At 70.3% G+C, this 16,544-nt stretch carries 18 protein-coding genes and 1 tRNA gene; 8 read left to right on the top strand and 11 right to left on the bottom strand.

Annotation, left to right across the window (positions count from 1 at the left end; translation table 11 throughout):
• Positions 1–6 precede the first annotated feature (6 nt).
• Positions 7–498, top strand: a complete 492-nt coding sequence (locus ACTU3I_RS15935) for a hypothetical protein (protein WP_442926691.1) — start codon at positions 7–9, stop codon at positions 496–498.
• 100 nt (positions 499–598) lie between these two features.
• Here the strand turns inward: ACTU3I_RS15935 and pth are convergent, their stop codons facing one another.
• Entirely contained in the window at positions 599–1,180 is a 582-nt protein-coding gene (pth, locus tag ACTU3I_RS15940) for an aminoacyl-tRNA hydrolase (protein ID WP_442926692.1), read from the bottom strand.
• Between the two features lie 78 nt (positions 1,181–1,258).
• Complete coding sequence (locus ACTU3I_RS15945; RefSeq protein ID WP_442926693.1) at positions 1,259–1,900, bottom strand: 50S ribosomal protein L25/general stress protein Ctc; 642 nt, start codon at positions 1,898–1,900, stop codon at positions 1,259–1,261.
• A gap of 248 nt (positions 1,901–2,148) precedes the next feature.
• Here ACTU3I_RS15945 and ACTU3I_RS15950 point away from each other — a divergent pair, with 248 nt between their 5' ends.
• Together ACTU3I_RS15950 and gndA are read left to right on the top strand one after the other, a co-directional pair.
• The gene (locus ACTU3I_RS15950) at positions 2,149–2,271 is read left to right on the top strand and encodes a hypothetical protein (RefSeq protein ID WP_442926694.1); all 123 of its coding nucleotides are present in this window, start codon (positions 2,149–2,151) and stop codon (positions 2,269–2,271) included.
• A 227-nt stretch (positions 2,272–2,498) separates the two neighbouring features.
• Complete coding sequence (gene gndA, locus ACTU3I_RS15955; protein ID WP_442926838.1) at positions 2,499–3,935, top strand: NADP-dependent phosphogluconate dehydrogenase; 1,437 nt, start codon at positions 2,499–2,501, stop codon at positions 3,933–3,935.
• On the opposite strand, the gene ald is transcribed toward gndA, so the two are convergent.
• On the bottom strand, positions 3,936–5,036 hold the full coding sequence (gene ald / locus ACTU3I_RS15960) for an alanine dehydrogenase (RefSeq protein ID WP_442926695.1): 1,101 nt from the start codon (positions 5,034–5,036) through the stop codon (positions 3,936–3,938).
• A gap of 111 nt (positions 5,037–5,147) precedes the next feature.
• On the opposite strand from ald, the gene ACTU3I_RS15965 reads away from it, so the two are divergent.
• From ACTU3I_RS15965 to ACTU3I_RS15975, 3 genes are all read left to right on the top strand, one after another.
• Complete coding sequence (locus ACTU3I_RS15965) at positions 5,148–5,666, top strand: Lrp/AsnC family transcriptional regulator (RefSeq protein ID WP_442926696.1); 519 nt, start codon at positions 5,148–5,150, stop codon at positions 5,664–5,666.
• 70 nt (positions 5,667–5,736) lie between these two features.
• Positions 5,737–6,465 (top strand): response regulator transcription factor, encoded by a 729-nt coding sequence (locus ACTU3I_RS15970; protein ID WP_442926697.1) that lies wholly within the window; start codon positions 5,737–5,739, stop codon positions 6,463–6,465.
• Between the two features lie 47 nt (positions 6,466–6,512).
• Complete coding sequence (locus tag ACTU3I_RS15975; protein ID WP_442926698.1) at positions 6,513–7,916, top strand: sensor histidine kinase; 1,404 nt, start codon at positions 6,513–6,515, stop codon at positions 7,914–7,916.
• On the opposite strand, the gene ACTU3I_RS15980 is transcribed toward ACTU3I_RS15975, so the two are convergent.
• The 6 genes from ACTU3I_RS15980 to ACTU3I_RS16005 form a co-directional block, all read right to left on the bottom strand.
• Entirely contained in the window at positions 7,910–9,466 is a 1,557-nt protein-coding gene (locus ACTU3I_RS15980; protein ID WP_442926699.1) for an FAD-dependent oxidoreductase, read from the bottom strand. The two genes, ACTU3I_RS15975 and ACTU3I_RS15980, sit on opposite strands and share 7 nt — an antisense overlap.
• Positions 9,463–10,335, bottom strand: a complete 873-nt coding sequence (locus ACTU3I_RS15985; protein ID WP_442926839.1) for an FAD:protein FMN transferase — start codon at positions 10,333–10,335, stop codon at positions 9,463–9,465. Before ACTU3I_RS15985 ends, ACTU3I_RS15980 begins: the two co-directional genes overlap by 4 nt.
• 1 nt (position 10,336) lies before the next feature.
• Entirely contained in the window at positions 10,337–10,786 is a 450-nt protein-coding gene (locus tag ACTU3I_RS15990; protein ID WP_442926700.1) for a hypothetical protein, read from the bottom strand.
• A 96-nt stretch (positions 10,787–10,882) separates the two neighbouring features.
• Positions 10,883–11,917 carry a ribose-phosphate diphosphokinase gene (locus ACTU3I_RS15995; protein WP_442926701.1) on the bottom strand — a complete coding sequence of 345 codons (1,035 nt, stop codon included), beginning with the start codon at positions 11,915–11,917 and terminating at the stop codon, positions 10,883–10,885.
• Entirely contained in the window at positions 11,892–13,352 is a 1,461-nt protein-coding gene (gene glmU / locus ACTU3I_RS16000; RefSeq protein ID WP_442926702.1) for a bifunctional UDP-N-acetylglucosamine diphosphorylase/glucosamine-1-phosphate N-acetyltransferase GlmU, read from the bottom strand. Before glmU ends, ACTU3I_RS15995 begins: the two co-directional genes overlap by 26 nt.
• 1 nt (position 13,353) lies before the next feature.
• Positions 13,354–13,425 (bottom strand) — tRNA-Gln (locus tag ACTU3I_RS16005).
• A gap of 182 nt (positions 13,426–13,607) precedes the next feature.
• On the opposite strand from ACTU3I_RS16005, the gene ACTU3I_RS16010 reads away from it, so the two are divergent.
• Both ACTU3I_RS16010 and ACTU3I_RS16015 read left to right on the top strand, forming a co-directional pair.
• On the top strand, positions 13,608–14,105 hold the full coding sequence (locus tag ACTU3I_RS16010) for a MarR family winged helix-turn-helix transcriptional regulator (protein ID WP_442926703.1): 498 nt from the start codon (positions 13,608–13,610) through the stop codon (positions 14,103–14,105).
• The gene (locus ACTU3I_RS16015) at positions 14,102–14,611 is read left to right on the top strand and encodes a hypothetical protein (RefSeq protein ID WP_442926704.1); all 510 of its coding nucleotides are present in this window, start codon (positions 14,102–14,104) and stop codon (positions 14,609–14,611) included. Before ACTU3I_RS16010 ends, ACTU3I_RS16015 begins: the two co-directional genes overlap by 4 nt.
• 31 nt (positions 14,612–14,642) lie before the next feature.
• On the opposite strand, the gene ACTU3I_RS16020 is transcribed toward ACTU3I_RS16015, so the two are convergent.
• Entirely contained in the window at positions 14,643–15,272 is a 630-nt protein-coding gene (locus ACTU3I_RS16020) for a response regulator (RefSeq protein WP_442926705.1), read from the bottom strand.
• Positions 15,269–16,540: a sensor histidine kinase gene (locus ACTU3I_RS16025; protein ID WP_442926706.1), complete on the bottom strand. Its 1,272-nt coding sequence runs from the start codon at positions 16,538–16,540 to the stop codon at positions 15,269–15,271. The genes ACTU3I_RS16020 and ACTU3I_RS16025 overlap by 4 nt, the downstream gene beginning before the upstream one ends.
• Positions 16,541–16,544 lie beyond the last annotated feature (4 nt).

The raw sequence follows: 16,544 nt of genomic DNA on the forward strand, positions 1-16,544 counted from the left end.
GACGCCATGAGCACCACCCCGCCGGAACCGCAGCACCAGCCCACTCCCCCTCCCGCCTACTCTCCCCCGCCGGGTGAGGACCGCCCCGCGCGGCGCGAGAAGGGTCCGGCCGGTCTCGGCGTCGTCGCGTTCGTGGTGGCCCTGGTCGGCGGGATCGCGGGCGGTGTGCTCGCCTACATCGCCGGCGTGCAGATCGGCAGTCTCGCCCAGTTCGCCGAGACGACCACCGAAGGCAACTCGGTGAGCATCACGGCCGACTCCCTGCCGCCCGAGGGTCAGCAGATCCTCATCCTCGGTGGCGCGCTCACCCTCGCGGCATTCGCCGTCTGGGGCGTGCTGGCGCTGTGGGCGTTCATCCAGGGGATCGTCGCGATCGTGAAGAACCGCGGCCGGGTGTGGGGCATCTTCGCCCTCGTCCTCGCGGTCCTGGGCGTCATCGCCGTGTCGGTGCTGTATGGCGCCGGGATCGTCGTCGGCATCGCGCCGTACGCCTCCTGACACGGGGCGCCCGAAGTCAGGAGGATCGCCGGAAACACGCCGCTGCATCCCCGGCCGGCCTGTTTCCGGCGTTATTCCTGTTCCCGGTCGGGTCGGCGTGTCAGCGGGGGGCGTGGAAGCGCTGCTGCGCGGCCACGAGACCATCGCTCACCAGCAGCTCTGCCGCATCCGCCGCGTCGCCGAGGAGGCTCGGGAGCGTGGCGCGCTCGGTCGCTGCGAACGGGTCGAGGACCCAGTCCGCCGGGTCCTGGCGGCCCGGCGGTCGCCCGATCCCCACCCGCACCCGCGGGAAGTCGGCCGTGCCCAGCGCCTTGGCCACATCGCGCACGCCGTTGTGGCCGCCGTGCCCGCCGCCCGTCTTGAGCTTGAGGGTGTCGAACGGGATGTCGAGCTCGTCGTGCACGACGATCACGCGCTCGGGCTCGACGCCGTAGTACTTCGCGAGGTTGGCCACCGGGCCGCCCGAGACATTCATGAAGCTGTTCGGCTTCGCGAGCACGAGCTTGGCCGCCCCCGGCCTCAGCCACGTCTCCGCGACCCGCGCGTGCGCCTTGTGCGCGGCGAACCGCTCGCCACGCCGTGCGGCGAGCTCATCGACCACCATCTGCCCCACGTTGTGGCGCGTCGCCTCGTACCGGGGGCCCGGATTGCCGAGGCCCACCACCAGCCACGTCTCAGCCATGGCCCCTCTCCTGCCGATCGGGCCCGCAGACGCCGAAGGGGCGCACGGGGCGCCCCTTCGGGGAAGTGCGGAGCGGGATCACTCCGAGTCGGATGCGCCCGCAGCCTCGGCCGATTCCTCGGACTGCTCCTCGGCGGTGGCGGCGTCGGCCTCGGCGATCTCGTCCTCGGCAGCCAGCGTCGAAGCGGGAACCGACACGGCGACCACGAGGGTCTCGGGGTCGGCGAGAAGGACGGATCCGCTCGGCAGCTTCAGGTCGGCCGCGGTGATGTGCGTGCCCTCCTCGAGGCCTTCGACGTCGACCTCGATCGACTCGGGCAGCGCGGTCGCGTCCGCCTCGATCGCGACAGTCGTGGCGTCGAGATTGGCCAGCGTGCCGGGCGCGGGCTCACCGACGACGACGATCGGGACGTCGACGGAGACCTTCTCGCCCTTGCGTACGACGAGCAGGTCGATGTGCTCGATGACCTGGTGCACCGGGTCCTTCTGCACGTCCTTGACGAGCGCGAGCTGCGAGGTGCCCGAGATGTCGAGGTCGAGCAGCGCGTTGGCGCGGCGGATGAGCAGCGACACCTGGTGACCGGGGAGTGCCACGTGCTGCGGCTCGGCCCCGTGGCCGTAGATGACGGCGGGGATCTTGCCTGCGGCGCGGAGGCGACGGGCGTGGCCCTTGCCGAAGCTCTCACGCACCTCGGCGTGGACCTTGTTGTCTTCCGACATGATTCTCCTTGCGGGCACACGGCCCGTACTGTCGGCGGGCGGGGCCCGCGTGCTGTGCGGCGAGCGGAGGCCGCTCGCCGTGGGGTCTGGATTCGACTCGAACGCGAGCGCGTGAGGAAAGCCGGGAGCCTGCCACCGCGTCGATCACGGATGTCCCGCCGGAGCGTGCGCATCCCTCGCCGAAGTTACGGTTTCGAAGTCTACCAGCGCCGCGGATACGATGAAGACGCCGTCGACTAGGAGGAGCCATGCCCGCCGAATTCTTCTCACACCTCATGCTGTGGATCGCCGGCGCCATCGCCGCGGTCGGGCTCATCGGCACGGTGGGGGCGGTCTGGTCGATGGGCCGCGCCGGCTACCGCAAGGACTGAAGCGGCCGCCACAGCTCGCCTCCCCGCACGCGATAGCCTGAAGGCGACCCGTCGCCCGAAGGAGCTTCTCCGTGTCTTCGAACCCGCCCACCACCACCGGCGTTTCCACCGATCAGTCCCAGGCTCCGCACGAGGCCACCGTCGAGCACGAAGGGGCCCCCGGCGCCGAAGACGTGTCACGACCGACGACGGAGCCCGGCATCTCCAGCCCTGACGCGCGCGGCGGTGTGGCGAACATCGGCATCGTGGGCCTGGCGGTCATGGGATCGAACCTCGCCCGCAACCTCGCGAGCCGGGAGGGGAACACCGTCGCGGTGTTCAACCGGTCGCGCTCGAAGACCGATGAGCTGGTCGGGACCCACCCGGAGGCCGAGTTCGTCCCCGCCTTCTCGTATCAGGAGTTCGCGGCGGCCCTCACGGTGCCGCGGACGGCGATCATCATGGTCAAAGCCGGCGGCGCCACCGACGCCGTCATCGACGAGCTCGTGCAGGTGTTCGAGCCGGGAGACATCATCGTCGACGGCGGGAACGCGCTGTTCACCGACACCATCCGGCGCGAGAAGGCGGTGCGAGAGACCGGCATCAACTTCGTCGGGATGGGCGTGTCCGGGGGCGAAGAGGGCGCGTTGAACGGCCCGTCGCTCATGCCGGGCGGGTCGGATGAGTCGTGGGTGACGCTCGGTCCGATCCTCCGCTCGATCGCGGCTGTGGCCGAGGGTGAGGCGTGCGTGACGCACGTCGGCTCCGACGGCGCCGGCCACTTCGTGAAGATGGTGCACAACGGCATCGAGTACGCCGACATGCAGCTCATCGCGGAGGCCTACGACCTGATCCGCCGCGGAACCGGCAAGACTCCCGCCGAGATCGCCGACGTGTTCGCGGACTGGAACCGCGGCGAGCTGGAGTCGTATCTCATCGAGATCACCGCGGAGGTGCTCCGCCAGACGGATGCTGCCACCGGGCAGCCGCTCGTCGACGTCATCGTCGACCAGGCAGGCGCCAAGGGCACCGGCGCGTGGACGGTGCAGACGGCCCTCTCGCTCGGAGTTCCGGTGTCGGGCATCGCGGAGGCGACGTTCGCGCGGTCCCTGTCGTCGCATCCGGAGCAGCGGGAGGTCTCCGGCGGACTGCCCGGCCCCGCGGAATCGCTGACCGTGGCGGACCCCGACGCCTTCATCGAGAAGATCCGCCTCGCCCTCTACGCGTCGAAGATCGTCGCGTACTCGCAGGGATTCGACGAGATCCGCGCGGGCGCGGCGGAGTACGGCTGGAACATCGACCTCGGCAAGGTCGCCGCGATCTGGCGCGGCGGCTGCATCATCCGTGCACAGTTCCTCAACCGCATCACCGACGCCTATGCGTCCGAGCCCGACCTGCCGGTGCTGCTGACCGCGCCGTACTTCGTCGAGGCCCTCCAGCGTGCGCAGTCGTCGTGGCGCGACGTCGTCGCGACCTCCGCCGGCGCGGGGATCCCCGCCCCGGCGTTCTCGTCCTCGCTGGCCTATTACGACGGTCTCCGTGCCGAGCGGCTCCCTGCCGCGCTCATCCAGGGCCAGCGCGACTTCTTCGGCGCCCACACGTACCGGCGGGTGGACAAGCCCGGCACCTTTCACACGCTGTGGTCAGGCGACCGGAGTGAGATCGAAGCAGAAGACACCCACTGATCAGGCGCCCGGGCGCGCGGCGAACGCCGCCGCGACGCCGGCGTTGACGATCTCGCCGCCGCGGATGTTGAGCCCCGCCGCGAGACCCGGGTCGGCCTCTGCCGCCGCATCCCAGCCCCTGTCGGCGATCGCGGTCACGTAGGGAAGGGTCGCGTTCGTGAGCGCCGGCGTGGACGTGTCGGGGACCGCGCCGGGCATGTTGGCGACGCAGTAGTAGACCGTGTCGTGGACGGCGAAGGTCGGCGCGTCGTGCGTGGTCGGTCGGGACCCCTCGAAGCATCCACCCTGGTCGATCGCGATGTCCACGAGAACGGCGCCCGGCTTCATCGTGGCCACCATCGCGTCGGTCACGAGCTTGGGCGCGCTCGCCCCGGGGATCAGCACCGACCCGATGACGAGGTCGGCGTCGGCCACCTGCTCGGCGATCTCCCACCGCGTGGACGATCGTGTCTGCAGCGCGCCGCCGTAGCGATGCTCGAGTTCGCGCAGTCGCGGCAGGGAGATGTCCAGCACGGTCACCCGCGCCCCCATGCCGAGGGCGTTCGCGGCCGCGTGCTCGCCCGCGACACCGCCGCCGATCACGACGACCTTGGCCTTGTCGGTGCCGGCGATCCCGCCGAGGAGCTTTCCGCGGCCGCCGCTCGCGCTGAGCAGGAAGTAGGAGCCGACGGTGATCGACAAGCGGCCGGCGACCTCGCTCATGGGAGTCAGCAGCGGAAGCGAACCGTCGGCCGCCCGCACCGTCTCGTACGCCACCGCCGTCGTGCCGGAGTCGACCAGCGCCGCGGTCAGATCGTGCGCCGCGGCGAGGTGCAGGTACGTGAACAGCGTGAGGCCGTCCCGGAAATGCCCGTACTCCGAGGCGATCGGCTCTTTGACCTTCACGACCAGGTCCGACTCCGCCCACACCTCTGCCGCATCCGTGACCAGGATGGCGCCCGCCCGAGCGTACGCGTCGTCGGCGATGCCCGAGCCGGCGCCGGCGCCGCGCTCGACGCGCACCTCGTGCCCCCGGGCGACGAGGGCGTCGACCCCCGCCGGGGTGACGGCCACGCGGCCCTCGTTGTTCTTGATCTCCAGAGGGACACCGATGCGGGTCATGAGATCCTCCTCGCGGATCGTCGACAGGGTTGCGGAACGCGATAAGTTTGCACGAACGTCGTCGTTTTCGGCAGTACTCCGAAGATCCTTCGGCGAGAGAAGGAGAAGTCGATGACAGGTTCGATCGATCCGAGCCCGCGAACGGCCGCGCCGAACGATCTTCCGCGTCCGTGGGACGATCTGGACCGTCGCATCATCGACCTGCTGGCGGCGGATGCGCGGATGACCAACGCCGAGCTCGCCGCGCGGGCGGGCGTCGCACCCTCCACGGCGCACGGGCGTCTCCGCGCCCTCGTGCGCGCGGGTGTGGTGAGCGGCTTCCACGCGGCCGTGAACCAGGCGGCCGTGGGGCACGGCTTGCAGGCGATGATCGGCGTCATGCTGCGTCCCGCCGCCCGACAGGAGAGCATCAGCGACTTCGCCGGGGAGATGAGGCGCCTCCCCGCCGTGCTCCAGCTCTTCTTCGTCGGCGGTACGGAGGACTTCCTCCTTCACGTGTCGGTGCCCGACTCCTCGGCGCTGCGCCAATTCGTCGTCGACAACCTCTCGGCGCATCGCAACGTCGCCTCCACTCGGACGAGCATCATCTTCGAGTACCACCGCAACGGCGTGGCGTCGTCGTTCGGCTGAGGCGTCGCTCACAGCGGGCGCATAGCCGGCACCATAGGAACTTCATAGCTGACGGATCAGAATGAGTTCCATGACCACGCCCGCTCCCGCTCTCACCCGACCCGACGGCACGCCGGTGCGGGTGCTCGTCGTCGACGACGAGCAGATGCTCACGGACCTGCTGTCCATGGCCCTGCGCATGGAGGGCTGGGACGTGCGCGCCGCGTCGTCCGGTCTCCAGGCCCTGCAGGCCGCACGCGACTTCGAACCCGACGCGATGGTGCTCGACATCATGATGCCCGACCTCGACGGCATGGCGGTGCTGCAGCGGCTGCGCTCCTCCGGCAACGACGTCCCCGTGCTCTTCCTCACGGCGAAGGACGCCGTCGGAGACCGCGTGGCGGGGCTGACCGCGGGCGGCGACGACTACGTCACGAAACCCTTCAGTCTCGAGGAGGTGGTCGCCCGGCTGCGAGGCCTCATGCGCCGCGCGGGTACCGCGATGACGGGCGAGGCCGAGCCGATCCTCCGCGTGGGAGACCTCTCCCTGAACGAAGACAGCCACGAGGTCTTCCGCGGCAGCGACTCCATCGAACTGACCGCGACCGAGTTCGAGCTCCTGCGCTACCTCATGCGAAATCAGCGGCGCGTCGTCTCGAAGGCCCAGATCCTCGACCGCGTGTGGAACTACGACTTCGGGGGGCGCTCGAGCGTCGTCGAGCTCTACATCTCCTATCTCCGCAAGAAGATCGACGCCGGTCGCGAACCGCTCATCCACACGGTCCGCGGCGTCGGCTACCTCATCAAAGCGCCACAGTGACCGCTCCCTCCCTCCGCCGCCGCGCGTGGAGTCTTCAAGCCCGCCTGATGACCGCGATCATCGGGATGGTCGCGGTCATCCTCGCGATCATCGCGCTGTCCACCGGCGCCATCCTCGGACAGGTCCTGCAGGACAACCTCGACAAGAGCGTCCGCGAGGCCGTGTCGTACGTGCGGCTCGGTCTCGACAGCACTGCGCAGGGCGTGTTGGGGTCGGGTCCTTTCGCGGACGGAACACTCCTGGTCACCCAGACGGTGATCGGCGGCACCACCGGCGCCTACGTCGACGGGAACACCGTCCGCACGCTCACCGACGACGAGATCAGCGCGATCATCACGTCGGTGCGAGACAGCTCCTCCGACACGGTGGAGATCCCCGAGCTCGGCGACTACCGCATCCAGAGTCTGACGGTCTCGGGCCAGGAGGCCGTGGCCGTCCTGGGGCTTCCCCTCAGCGAGATCACCAGCACCATCTCGCAGATCCTCATCACCGTGGCCCTCGTCACGACCGGCGGGTTGCTCCTGCTGTCGTCGATCATCGCCATCGTCGTACGGATCGGGTTGCGGCCACTGCGGGCGGTCGCCGACACGGCCACGCGCGTGGCGAACGTGCGCATGGACTCCGGCGACGTCTCGATCACCCAGCGGGTCCCGGCGGACCAGACCGACGAGAGCACCGAGATCGGGCAGGTGGGGGCGGCGCTGAACTCGCTGCTCGAGCACGTCGACGCGTCGCTGTCGGCCCGCCAGCGTAACGAAGAGCTCATGCGGCGTTTCGTGGCGGATGCCAGCCACGAGCTGCGCACCCCCCTCGCCTCCATCCGGGGGTACTCCGAGCTGTCGCTGCGGGACGCCACGCTGGGCGAGAACACCCACGCCGCGCTGGAGCGGATCCAAGCGCAGTCGCTGCGGATGACGGCGCTCGTGGAGGATCTGCTGCTGCTGGCGCGGCTGGAGGAGGGCACCGAGCTCGTCTACGGGTCGGTCGATCTGACCCAGCTCGTCATCGAGGCCGTGGGCGACGCGCGACCGGCGGGTCTCGAGCACCGGTGGGTTCTCGATGTCGACGACGATCCGGTCGTCCTCGCCGGCGACGCGTCGCGTCTGCAGCAGGTGATAGCGAATCTCCTCGCCAACGCCCGAACGCACACCCCGGGGGGAACGACCGTGACGGTCTCGGTGCGACGCGACGGCGACGAGGCGGAGCTCCGCGTGCACGACGACGGTCCGGGCGTGGATCCGGCGATCGCCGAGGAATTGTTCGAGAGGTTCTCGCGCGGCGACGCCTCCCGCGCTCGCCGTACGGGCGGGACCGGACTCGGGCTCTCCATCGCCCGCGCCATCGTCCAGGCGCATCGCGGCGCCCTCACGGTGCAGAGCACGCCCGGCGACACCACGTTCGAGGTGCGACTGCCCGCGCGTCCGGCCGATCCGGAAATGGCTGCTCAGTAGCCCGCGAAAGCGTCGGTGGTCAGCGATCGCGCGCGCTCGAGTGCGGGGGTGAGGTCGGCGATCAGCGCTGGCGGGCCCGAGATGTAGGCGTGACGGGCAGCGAGGTCGGGCACCGTCCGCACCAGCCCGTCCGCGTCCAGCCGCACCCCGCGACCGGCCCACGCCCAGTTCGACGGAAGGCCGTCCGGCTCGTCCCGGGTGAAGATCAGGACTCGGATGCCCGCGGCGGCGAGGTCGTCGCGGAACGCCAGCTCCGACGAATCGCTCGCGACGTACACCAGCACGATGTCGCGATCCTGATCCGTGGCGACCAGGTGACGAAGCTGCGACACGAACGGCGTGACCCCGATCCCGGCCGCCACGAGCAGCAGCGGCGCGGTGGTCTTCGCCGGCAGGAGGAAATCCCCCCACACACCGGTGACGGCCAGCGTTCCCCCCACGGGCACCTCGGCCAGCGCCCGCTTGTAGGACGACGAGGACCCGCTCTTGAACGCGATGCGCACCCGCGGCAGATCCTCCGGCGCCGAGACGAGAGAGAACTCCCGCCGGGTGCCGCGGGCATCCGGATGCCGATGCGGCACATCGAGCTCGAGATACTGACCGGGCCGGAAGGGGAAGGCGCGCCGGGCCCGGAAGGTGAGCTCCCGCACCGTCGGAGTGACCTCGGCGCTGTCCTCCAGGACCAGCCTCACCGCCGAGCGCGCGGTGAAGGCGAAGGCCAGCAGGTTCCCCAGGAGCAGCGCGAACTCCTGCCCCAGGGTGAAGGCCCCGACGTGGATCGGCCATGCCGCGAGCACACCGACCACGACGGCGACGGCGAACTGCTGCCAGCGTCGCGGCGGCATCGTCAACGGCTCGGACAGCATGAACGCCCCGAGGAAGAGATAGGGCGAGCTCAGCGCGACCTGGCCGAGGATTCCCGCCGCGTCGACCTCGAGCCCCGCCGCGCTGGTCGACGCGGCCGCGCGCAGGAAGGCGATCCCGACGGCGATGACCCAGAAGCCGGCGACCATCCGCAGCTTCTCGGTGCGCCACAGCACCGCCAGCCCCAGAACGAAGACCGGGAGGGCCATCGCCGGCGTGCCCACCCACCACGCCGAGGCGCCGAGTGCCGGCACGGCGATGCTGATCAGCGTCAACACGGCCGCGCCGACGGCGGCGGGGTTGAAGATGTGCCGCCCGCGCCAGGCCAGGAGGTACTTCGACCACGAGGCCACAACGGCCGCCACCGCGATGCCGGCGAGGCCCCGCGGATCGGTCGTGGGGAAGAGGACGAAGAGCAGGATGGCGGCCGTGATGAAGGACGACTCGATACGTCGCGGGAGCCGCAGCACGCTCTGCGCGAGCACGTCGGCGGCCACGCACACCACCGCCAGCACGGCGGCGGTGGCGACAAGCTCCAGCGGGCCGGGGCCGACGAGGGAGAACAGCGACAGGATGACGGCGATGACGGCGAGAGCCGCCAGCGACATCATCGCCAGGCGGTACATCGAGAAGTGTCCGAGAACGCCGAGGACGCGGGTGGAGCCCGCGGTGAGTGCGCCGATCACGAGAACAACTCTGCCGTACAGCCGGGTGACCACTCCACGCGCCCGTCGGTGCGCATCCGCACCCACTGCGCGGCTTTCGCCGCGGCCAGCTCCGGGCCCCCGTCGAAGAAGAGCGCCGTAGCCAGGCCGTCGGCCAGCATCGCCGTGGGTGCCGTCACCCACGTCGCCACGTATGCCTCGACCGGCATGCCGGTGCGCGCATCGAGCACGTGGTGCAGCCCGTCGCCCCACGCCCGCCGGGTCACGGCCGACGCGCAGAGGGCTGCGTCCGTAACCTCGATGACGCCGATCGCCTGACCGGGCCGGAACGGGTGTTCCAGACCCACACGCTGCGTCGCACCGTGCGCGACGAGGTCTCCGCTCGCATCGACGGTGATGTCGCCGGGCACCCGGCCCCGGATGCGGTGGAACACGAGGTCGACCAGCCGCCCTTTGCCCAGCGCCCCGACGTCGATCGACGCCGGCTCGCGCAGCGTCATCGTCTCGTCGGTCCAGGCGAGGATCTTGCGCCACTGCTCGGGCGCGCCCTGCGGCACGCCGGCGACGAGCGAGTATCGAGCGTCGTATCCCAGCCGGGCGAGGGAGTCTCCCACGAGGGGGTTCACTGCGCCGCCGGTCGCGCGGTCGAGTTCGTCATAGAGCGACAGCATGGCCTCGGCATCCGGTGGCGAGGGGACCCTGCCGCCCGAGGATGCGAGACGCGTTACGGCGGAGTCGTCTCGGAATCGCGACCACGCGCGGTCGAAGTCGTCGATCAGCCCCGCGATGTCGCCTCGCACCGTGTCAGGAAGCGGCGCTTCCGTCTCGACGGTCCAGGTCGTCCCGATCGCCTCGAACGTCCACGCCGCGCTCGTGCGCGTCGTCACGATGTCAGGCCGCGGCTTCGGACTTGATCGTCTCGAGGGCGGCGTTGAACCCGCCGCTCGTCAGCGACGACCCGGCCACCCGGCTCACCGAGATCTCGTCGATGTCCCGTCCGACGACCTCGTCCGAGATTCCGCCGATGAACCGGCCCTGATACTGCTCCGTCTGCGGCGCCTGCGGGTCTCCGGCCACCTCGACGGCGGTGACGACGTCGTTCTCGAGCGTGACGGTCACCTCGATGGTCTCCGTCGTCTCCGGGGTCTGGTACGTGCCCTCGGCGGTGTACGAGCCGTCGGCGTACGACGCCTCGCCCGACGAGGCGGCCTCATCGGTGCCCGACGACCCTCCCGTCGCGGCATCGGTGCCGGCGCACCCGGCGAGCGTGATCATTCCGGCGACGCCCGCGAGGGCGGCGCCGATGCGAAGCGGGCGGGGTACGGCGGTGGTGCGGATCATGAGGGTCCTCCTTCGGCTGTGCCCGGACGGGGTGTCATCTCGAGTGACACGAGCGCGCACGCCGTCCGGTTCACCGACACGACGACCGCGTCGGAATCAGGCCTCGCCGCCGAACATGCTCGTGACCGACCCGTCCTGGAAGACCTCGTGGATGGCGCGCGCCAGCAGGGGTGCGATGGGAAGCACGGTGAGCTTGTCGAACCTCTCGTCGGCGGGGATGGGCACGGTATCGGTGACCACCACCTCGTCGATGGCGATGTTCTGCAGCCGCTCGGTGGCCGGGGGGCTGAAGATGGCGTGTGTCGCGGCGACGATGACCTTGCGGGCGCCGGCATCCTTCAGAGCCTGCGCGGCCTTCACGATCGTGCCGCCTGTGTCGATCATGTCGTCCACCAGGAGGCAGGTGCGCCCCGCCACCTCGCCGACGATCTCATGGACGGTGACCTGGTTCGCCACCTTCGGATCGCGGCGCTTGTGGATGATCGCCAGCGGCGCGCCCAGACTGTCCGACCACGTGTCGGCGACGCGCACCCGCCCCATGTCCGGCGAGACCACGGTCAGGGTCTCCCGGTCGACCGGGTCGAGGTTCTGCTCGAAGTGCTCCAGCAGAACCGGCTTGGCGAACAGGTGGTCGACGGGACCGTCGAAGAAGCCCTGGATCTGCGCCGCGTGGAGGTCGACGCTCATGATCCGATCGGCACCGGCCGTGGTGAGGAGGTCCGTGACGAGCCGCGCGCTGATCGGCTCGCGACCCCGGCCCTTCTTGTCCTGACGCGAGTAGGGGAAGTACGGCGCCACCACGGTGATGCGCTTGGCCGAGGCGCGCTTGAGCGCGTCGAGCATGATGAGCAGCTCCATCAGCCACTCGTTGACCGGCGGCCCGAAGGACTGCACGACGAAGACGTCGCATCCGCGGATCGACACCTCGAAACGGGTGTAGATCTCGCCGGATGCGAAGGTGCGGTGCTCGGTCGGAGCGAGCTCCGTGCCCAGCTGCGCGGCGACCTGCGCGGCGAGTTCGGGGTGCGACCGTCCTGCGGCGACGACGAGGCGCTTCTTCGTCTTGGCCACGAGACCTGGGGCGATGCCGTTGTCCCTGTCGAGATCAACCGTGTTCTTCTTGCGACCCATCGCCCGCTTCCTGTGCAGTCCGAGCCCGCGCCGCGGCATCCGCGGCTTTCGTGCCCGGTCGGTTCTTCTCGACCCACCCCTCGACGTTTCGCTGGGGGGCAACGCTCAGCGCCAGCGCACCCGGGGGCACGTCTTTACGGATGACCGCACCCGCACCGGTCTTGGCACCGTCTCCGATCCTAACGGGCGCCACGAACACGTTGTGCGAGCCGGTGTGCACCTCGTCGCCGATCTCGGTGCGGTGCTTGGTCAGGTCGTCGTAGTTGGCGGTGATCGCTCCGGCGCCGAGGTTCACGCCCTGTCCGATCGTCGTGTCGCCGACGTAGGACAGGTGCGGCACCTTGCTCCCGGCGCCGATCGTCGAGTTTTTCACTTCGACGTAGGTGCCGACCTTGGCGCCCTCGGCCAGCGTCGCCCCGGCGCGGAGGTAGGCGAACGGCCCCACCGTCGCCCGCGGGCCGATGACGGCGAAGGTGGCGTCGGTGCGGGTGACTGTCGCGTCCTCCCCCACCTCGCAGCCGACGAGGCTCGTGTCGGGCCCGACGGTGGCGCCGGTGGCGACGGTCGTGGCGCGCAGGATGTGGGTGTTGGGCAGCACGGTGACATCCGGGGCGAGCGTCGCGTCGACGTCGATCCACGTGGTCGCGGGATCGACGATCGTCACCCCGGCCAGCTGCCACTTGCGGACCGTGCGGGCGTTCAGCGTGCGCGCCGCCTCCGACAGCTGCACCCGGTCGTTGACCCCGAGGGCGGCGGTGGCGTCGGGGGCTTCGGATGCGGCGACCATGTGGCGCGAGTCGCGGAGCAGTCCGACCACGTCGGTGAGGTAGCGCTCGCCCTGGGCATTGGCCGTGCCGATGAGGTCGAGGTGGGTGCGCAGGGGCGCTGCCTGGAAGACGTACACGCCGACGTTGATCTCCGCGACGGCGGCCTCGTCCTCGGTGGCGTCCTTCTGCTCGACGATGCGCTGCACCGTGCCGGAGGCGTCGCGGATGACGCGGCCGTAGCCGTGCGGGTCATCCACGCGCGCGCTCAGCACCGTGGCGGCCGCGCCGCTCGCGCGGTGGGCGGCGAGAAGGTCGGCGAGGGTCGTCGCCTCCAGAAGAGGCACATCGGCGCTCAGGACGAGCACGTCGCCACCGAAGTCGCCGAGGTCGTCGAGGGCCACCTGCACGGCGCGCCCGGTGCCGGGGATCTCGTCCTGGTCGACGACTCGAGCGTCGGGCGCGAGGTGCTGCACCGCCTCGACGACACGATCGCGCTCATGACGGACGACCACCTCGATGCGCACGGGGTTGAGCGCGGTGGCGGTGTCCAGCACATGGCCCACCAGGGGGCGCCCCCCGACGGCGTGCAGGACCTTGGGCAGCCGCGAGCGCATGCGGGTCCCCTGCCCTGCGGCGAGGATGACGACGGCGAGATCAGGAGTACTCATGCTCCGCCGCCAGGATTCGAACCTGAACCTCACAGCTCCAAAGGCTGTCGTGCTGCCGTTACACCACGGCGGACCGCGCCCGAGGCGCCGCTTCAGTCTGCCAGACGCGTCCCCCGCCGACCGCACTCGGACCACCCCAGACACAACTCCTCACCTTCCGGCCTTCGGGCTGTTGTGACTCGGCATACGGCCCGATCCTGAGGAGTTGTGTCGGGGCGTGCGGGTGAGCGCGCGCCCGCCCGCGATAATGGACCCGTGAGCCCGGGAAACGACGAGGTGGATCGTATCGTCGAAGCGTGGATCCGGCAGCGCCCCGATCTCGACTTCTCTCCTCTCGAGGTGCTCTCGCGCGTCGATCGGCTGTCGCGGCACCTCGACCGCGCCCGCAAGGAGGCCTTCCGGCGCAGCGACCTCGAGCCCTGGGAGTGGGACGTGCTGTCGGCGCTCCGGCGCGCGGGCGAGCCGTTCCAGCTGAGCCCGAAGCAGCTGCTGCAGCAGACGCTCGTCTCGAGCGGAACGATGACGAACCGCATCGACCGTCTCGTCGGGCGCCGGCTGGTGCGCCGCGAGGCCGACCCGGGGGACGGACGCAGCGTCCTGGTGACCCTCACCGCCGACGGTCGTACGCGCGTCGATGCCGCCATCACGCGCCTGGTCGATGCCGAAGCCCTGCTGCTGGACACCCTCTCCCGGGCGGACCGCGAACGCCTGGCCGGTCTGCTGCGCAAGCTGAGCCTCGGGTTCGACGCGTGAGCGCCCCCGAGACCGGCGGACGGATGCACGGCTTCACCGCGTGGCTGAACGCTCGGTTCGCAAGCGCGGCGGCCATCTACGGCCTCATCGTCTTCTCCGCCTTCCTGGCCATCAGCTCCGACCACGCCGAAGACGCGTGGGACATGCTCGACACCTCGGCGTGGAGCCTCGTGGTGTTCTTTCTCGCCCACGTCTTCGCGCACACGCTCACCGATCACGGGGCGCGCGGACTCGGTCCCGCGACGTGGCACTCGATACAGCACTCGGCCGGGATGCTGTACGCCGCGATCCCCTCCACGATCGTGCTCATCATCGGCGGCATCCAGGGTGCACCGGCGGATGACGTGTACGAGGCCACCACGTGGGTGACGCTCGTCGTGCTGGCCATCCTCGGCTATGTCGCCTACTGGCGTCGCGGAGCGCACCTCGTCGTGCGTCTGCTGGGAGCGCTCGGAACAGCCGTCCTCGGCCTCATCATCGTGGCGCTGGAGTATTCCATCCACTAACAAGGCGCAGCACAGCCCGCGTCGCGCGACCTCATCCGTCGACGCGCAGATAGCCGCGCGCGTAGGCGGTCGCGACCGCGGCCGCGCGGTCATTCACCCCGAGCTTGGCGTAAGCGTGGAGAAGGTGGGTCTTGACGGTCGCCTCGCTGACGAAGAGCTCTCTGGCCGCCTCACGATTGGTCGCTCCGCGCGAGACGAGCGTGAGGACTTCGAGCTCACGCGGCGACAACGGCTCGGCCGCTGGCGCGCGCATCCGCCCCATCAGCCGGGAGGTGACCGTCGGTGCCAGGACGGGCTGACCGGAGGCGGCAGCCTCGACGGCGCGGAACAGCTCCTCCCTGGCCACGTCTTTGAGCAGGTAGCCGGCCGCCCCCGCGTCGATGGCGGGGAGGACGTCGACATCGGTGTCATAAGTGGTCAGCACGAGGACGCGCGAGGGCACGCCCCGCTCCTGGAGGCCGCGAAGGGCAGCGACGCCGTCGGTGCCCGGCATCCGCAGGTCCATGAGGATGACGTCCGGACGCAGTGCCTCACCGGCGGCGATCGCCGCCGCGCCGTCGGCCGCCTCCCCGACGACGGTGAATCGCGGGTCCGCGCTGAACATGCCGCGCAGTCCGTCCCGCACGACGGGGTGATCGTCGACGACAAGCACCGAGATCACGACCGCCCTCCGGCGGGGATCGCGGGGAGGGATGCCGACAGAGCCGTGCCACCGCCGGGTTCGGACTCGACCACCAGGCGACCCGCCAGTCGCTGCACCCGCTGCCGCATGCCGGTCAGTCCGAACCCGCCGGTCGCGGAGGGGACACGGGGCGCGTCGGGCGCGAATCCGATGCCGTCGTCCCGCACATCGAGGGTGACGAGATCGCCCATGTACGAAAGGGTCAGCCCGACGCGACGGGCGCGCGCGTGCTTTGAGACGTTGGTCAGCGCCTCCTGCGCGGCACGCACCAGCGTCCCCTCTACATCCGGGTGGAGCGGCCGGGCGTCGCCGGTGACGGCCAGCTCCGCGTCGATGCGGGCGTCCTGCGACCATCGGTGGGCGACGTCGCGGAGAGCCTCCGGCAGGGAGCTCTCGGCAAGCACGGAGGGTGCGACAGCGTGTATGGTCCGCCGTGCCTCGATCAGGCTGTCGCGGGCGAGCGAGACAGCGACCTCGAGTCTGCGGCGGCGAGTGCTTTCGTCCGCTGTCTCCTCGGCGGCCTGCAGTTGGGTGAGGATACCGGCGAGGCTCTGGGCCAGGGTGTCGTGGATGTCGCGGGCGATGCGCTGGCGCTCGTCGAGGACGCCGGCCTCGCGCGCCTGGACGAGGAGCCGTGCGTGCAGCGCCGCGTTCTCCTCGAGCGCACTCTCCAGCTTGAGGTTGACCTCGTGCAGCTCGGTCAGCGCCCGCTTCTGTCGATCACCCTGCCACCGGGTCGACTGAGCGAAGTAGAACGATGCGGCGGCCAAGAGCATCGTCACGGAGGCGATCACGACCCACAGGCCCCACTCGCCGCCGGTGACCTGGCTCCACCCGCCGACGTAGGAGACGGCCATGATCCACGAGGTGAGCGCCACCCCGAGGTACTGCCACCCTCCCGACAACAGCAGGAACGCGGAGATGTAGCCGACGAAGGCGAAGATCCCGTACCACGGCGCCAGGATGACCAACCCCGCCGCCGCGGCCATGAGCCCCGCGTAGTACAGCCCCACGACGACGCCGCTCCGGCGCTGCACGGGCAGCAAGGACATCCAGGAGAGCCATAGCGCGGTGGCCAGCGACAGAGCGAGGACGCCGGGGATGCTGACCGGGGTGTCGCGAATGGGTTGAGAGAGGGTGATGACCGTGCTGGCGGCGAGGAGCACGTAGGGGAGGACCGCGTAGAACAGATGCTCTCGGCGCTCCCCGCGGGCAAGCTCCACTCGGAGGTCGGTTTCGATGCTCATTCGC

Source organism: Microbacterium sp. RD1, from assembly GCF_052220165.1.
Lineage (GTDB): Bacteria > Actinomycetota > Actinomycetes > Actinomycetales > Microbacteriaceae > Microbacterium.

Bases quoted from the DNA above. Each gene is read 5' to 3' on its own strand.
- glmU (WP_442926702.1), bottom strand. From the start codon at position 13,352: ATGAGTACTCCTGATCTCGCCGTCGTCATCCTCGCCGCAGGGCAGGGG.
- pth (WP_442926692.1), bottom strand. From the start codon at position 1,180: ATGGCTGAGACGTGGCTGGTGGTGGGCCTCGGCAATCCGGGCCCCCGG.
- ACTU3I_RS15970 (WP_442926697.1), top strand. From the start codon at position 5,737: ATGACCACGCCCGCTCCCGCTCTCACCCGACCCGACGGCACGCCGGTG.
- ACTU3I_RS15945 (WP_442926693.1), bottom strand. From the start codon at position 1,900: ATGTCGGAAGACAACAAGGTCCACGCCGAGGTGCGTGAGAGCTTCGGC.
- ACTU3I_RS15975 (WP_442926698.1), top strand. From the start codon at position 6,513: ATGACCGCGATCATCGGGATGGTCGCGGTCATCCTCGCGATCATCGCG.
- ACTU3I_RS15950 (WP_442926694.1), top strand. From the start codon at position 2,149: ATGCCCGCCGAATTCTTCTCACACCTCATGCTGTGGATCGCCGGCGCC.
- ACTU3I_RS15935 (WP_442926691.1), top strand. From the start codon at position 7: ATGAGCACCACCCCGCCGGAACCGCAGCACCAGCCCACTCCCCCTCCC.
- ACTU3I_RS15995 (WP_442926701.1), bottom strand. From the start codon at position 11,917: ATGGGTCGCAAGAAGAACACGGTTGATCTCGACAGGGACAACGGCATC.
- ACTU3I_RS15965 (WP_442926696.1), top strand. From the start codon at position 5,148: ATGACAGGTTCGATCGATCCGAGCCCGCGAACGGCCGCGCCGAACGAT.
- ACTU3I_RS15990 (WP_442926700.1), bottom strand. From the start codon at position 10,786: ATGATCCGCACCACCGCCGTACCCCGCCCGCTTCGCATCGGCGCCGCC.
- ACTU3I_RS16025 (WP_442926706.1), bottom strand. From the start codon at position 16,540: ATGAGCATCGAAACCGACCTCCGAGTGGAGCTTGCCCGCGGGGAGCGC.
- ald (WP_442926695.1), bottom strand. From the start codon at position 5,036: ATGACCCGCATCGGTGTCCCTCTGGAGATCAAGAACAACGAGGGCCGC.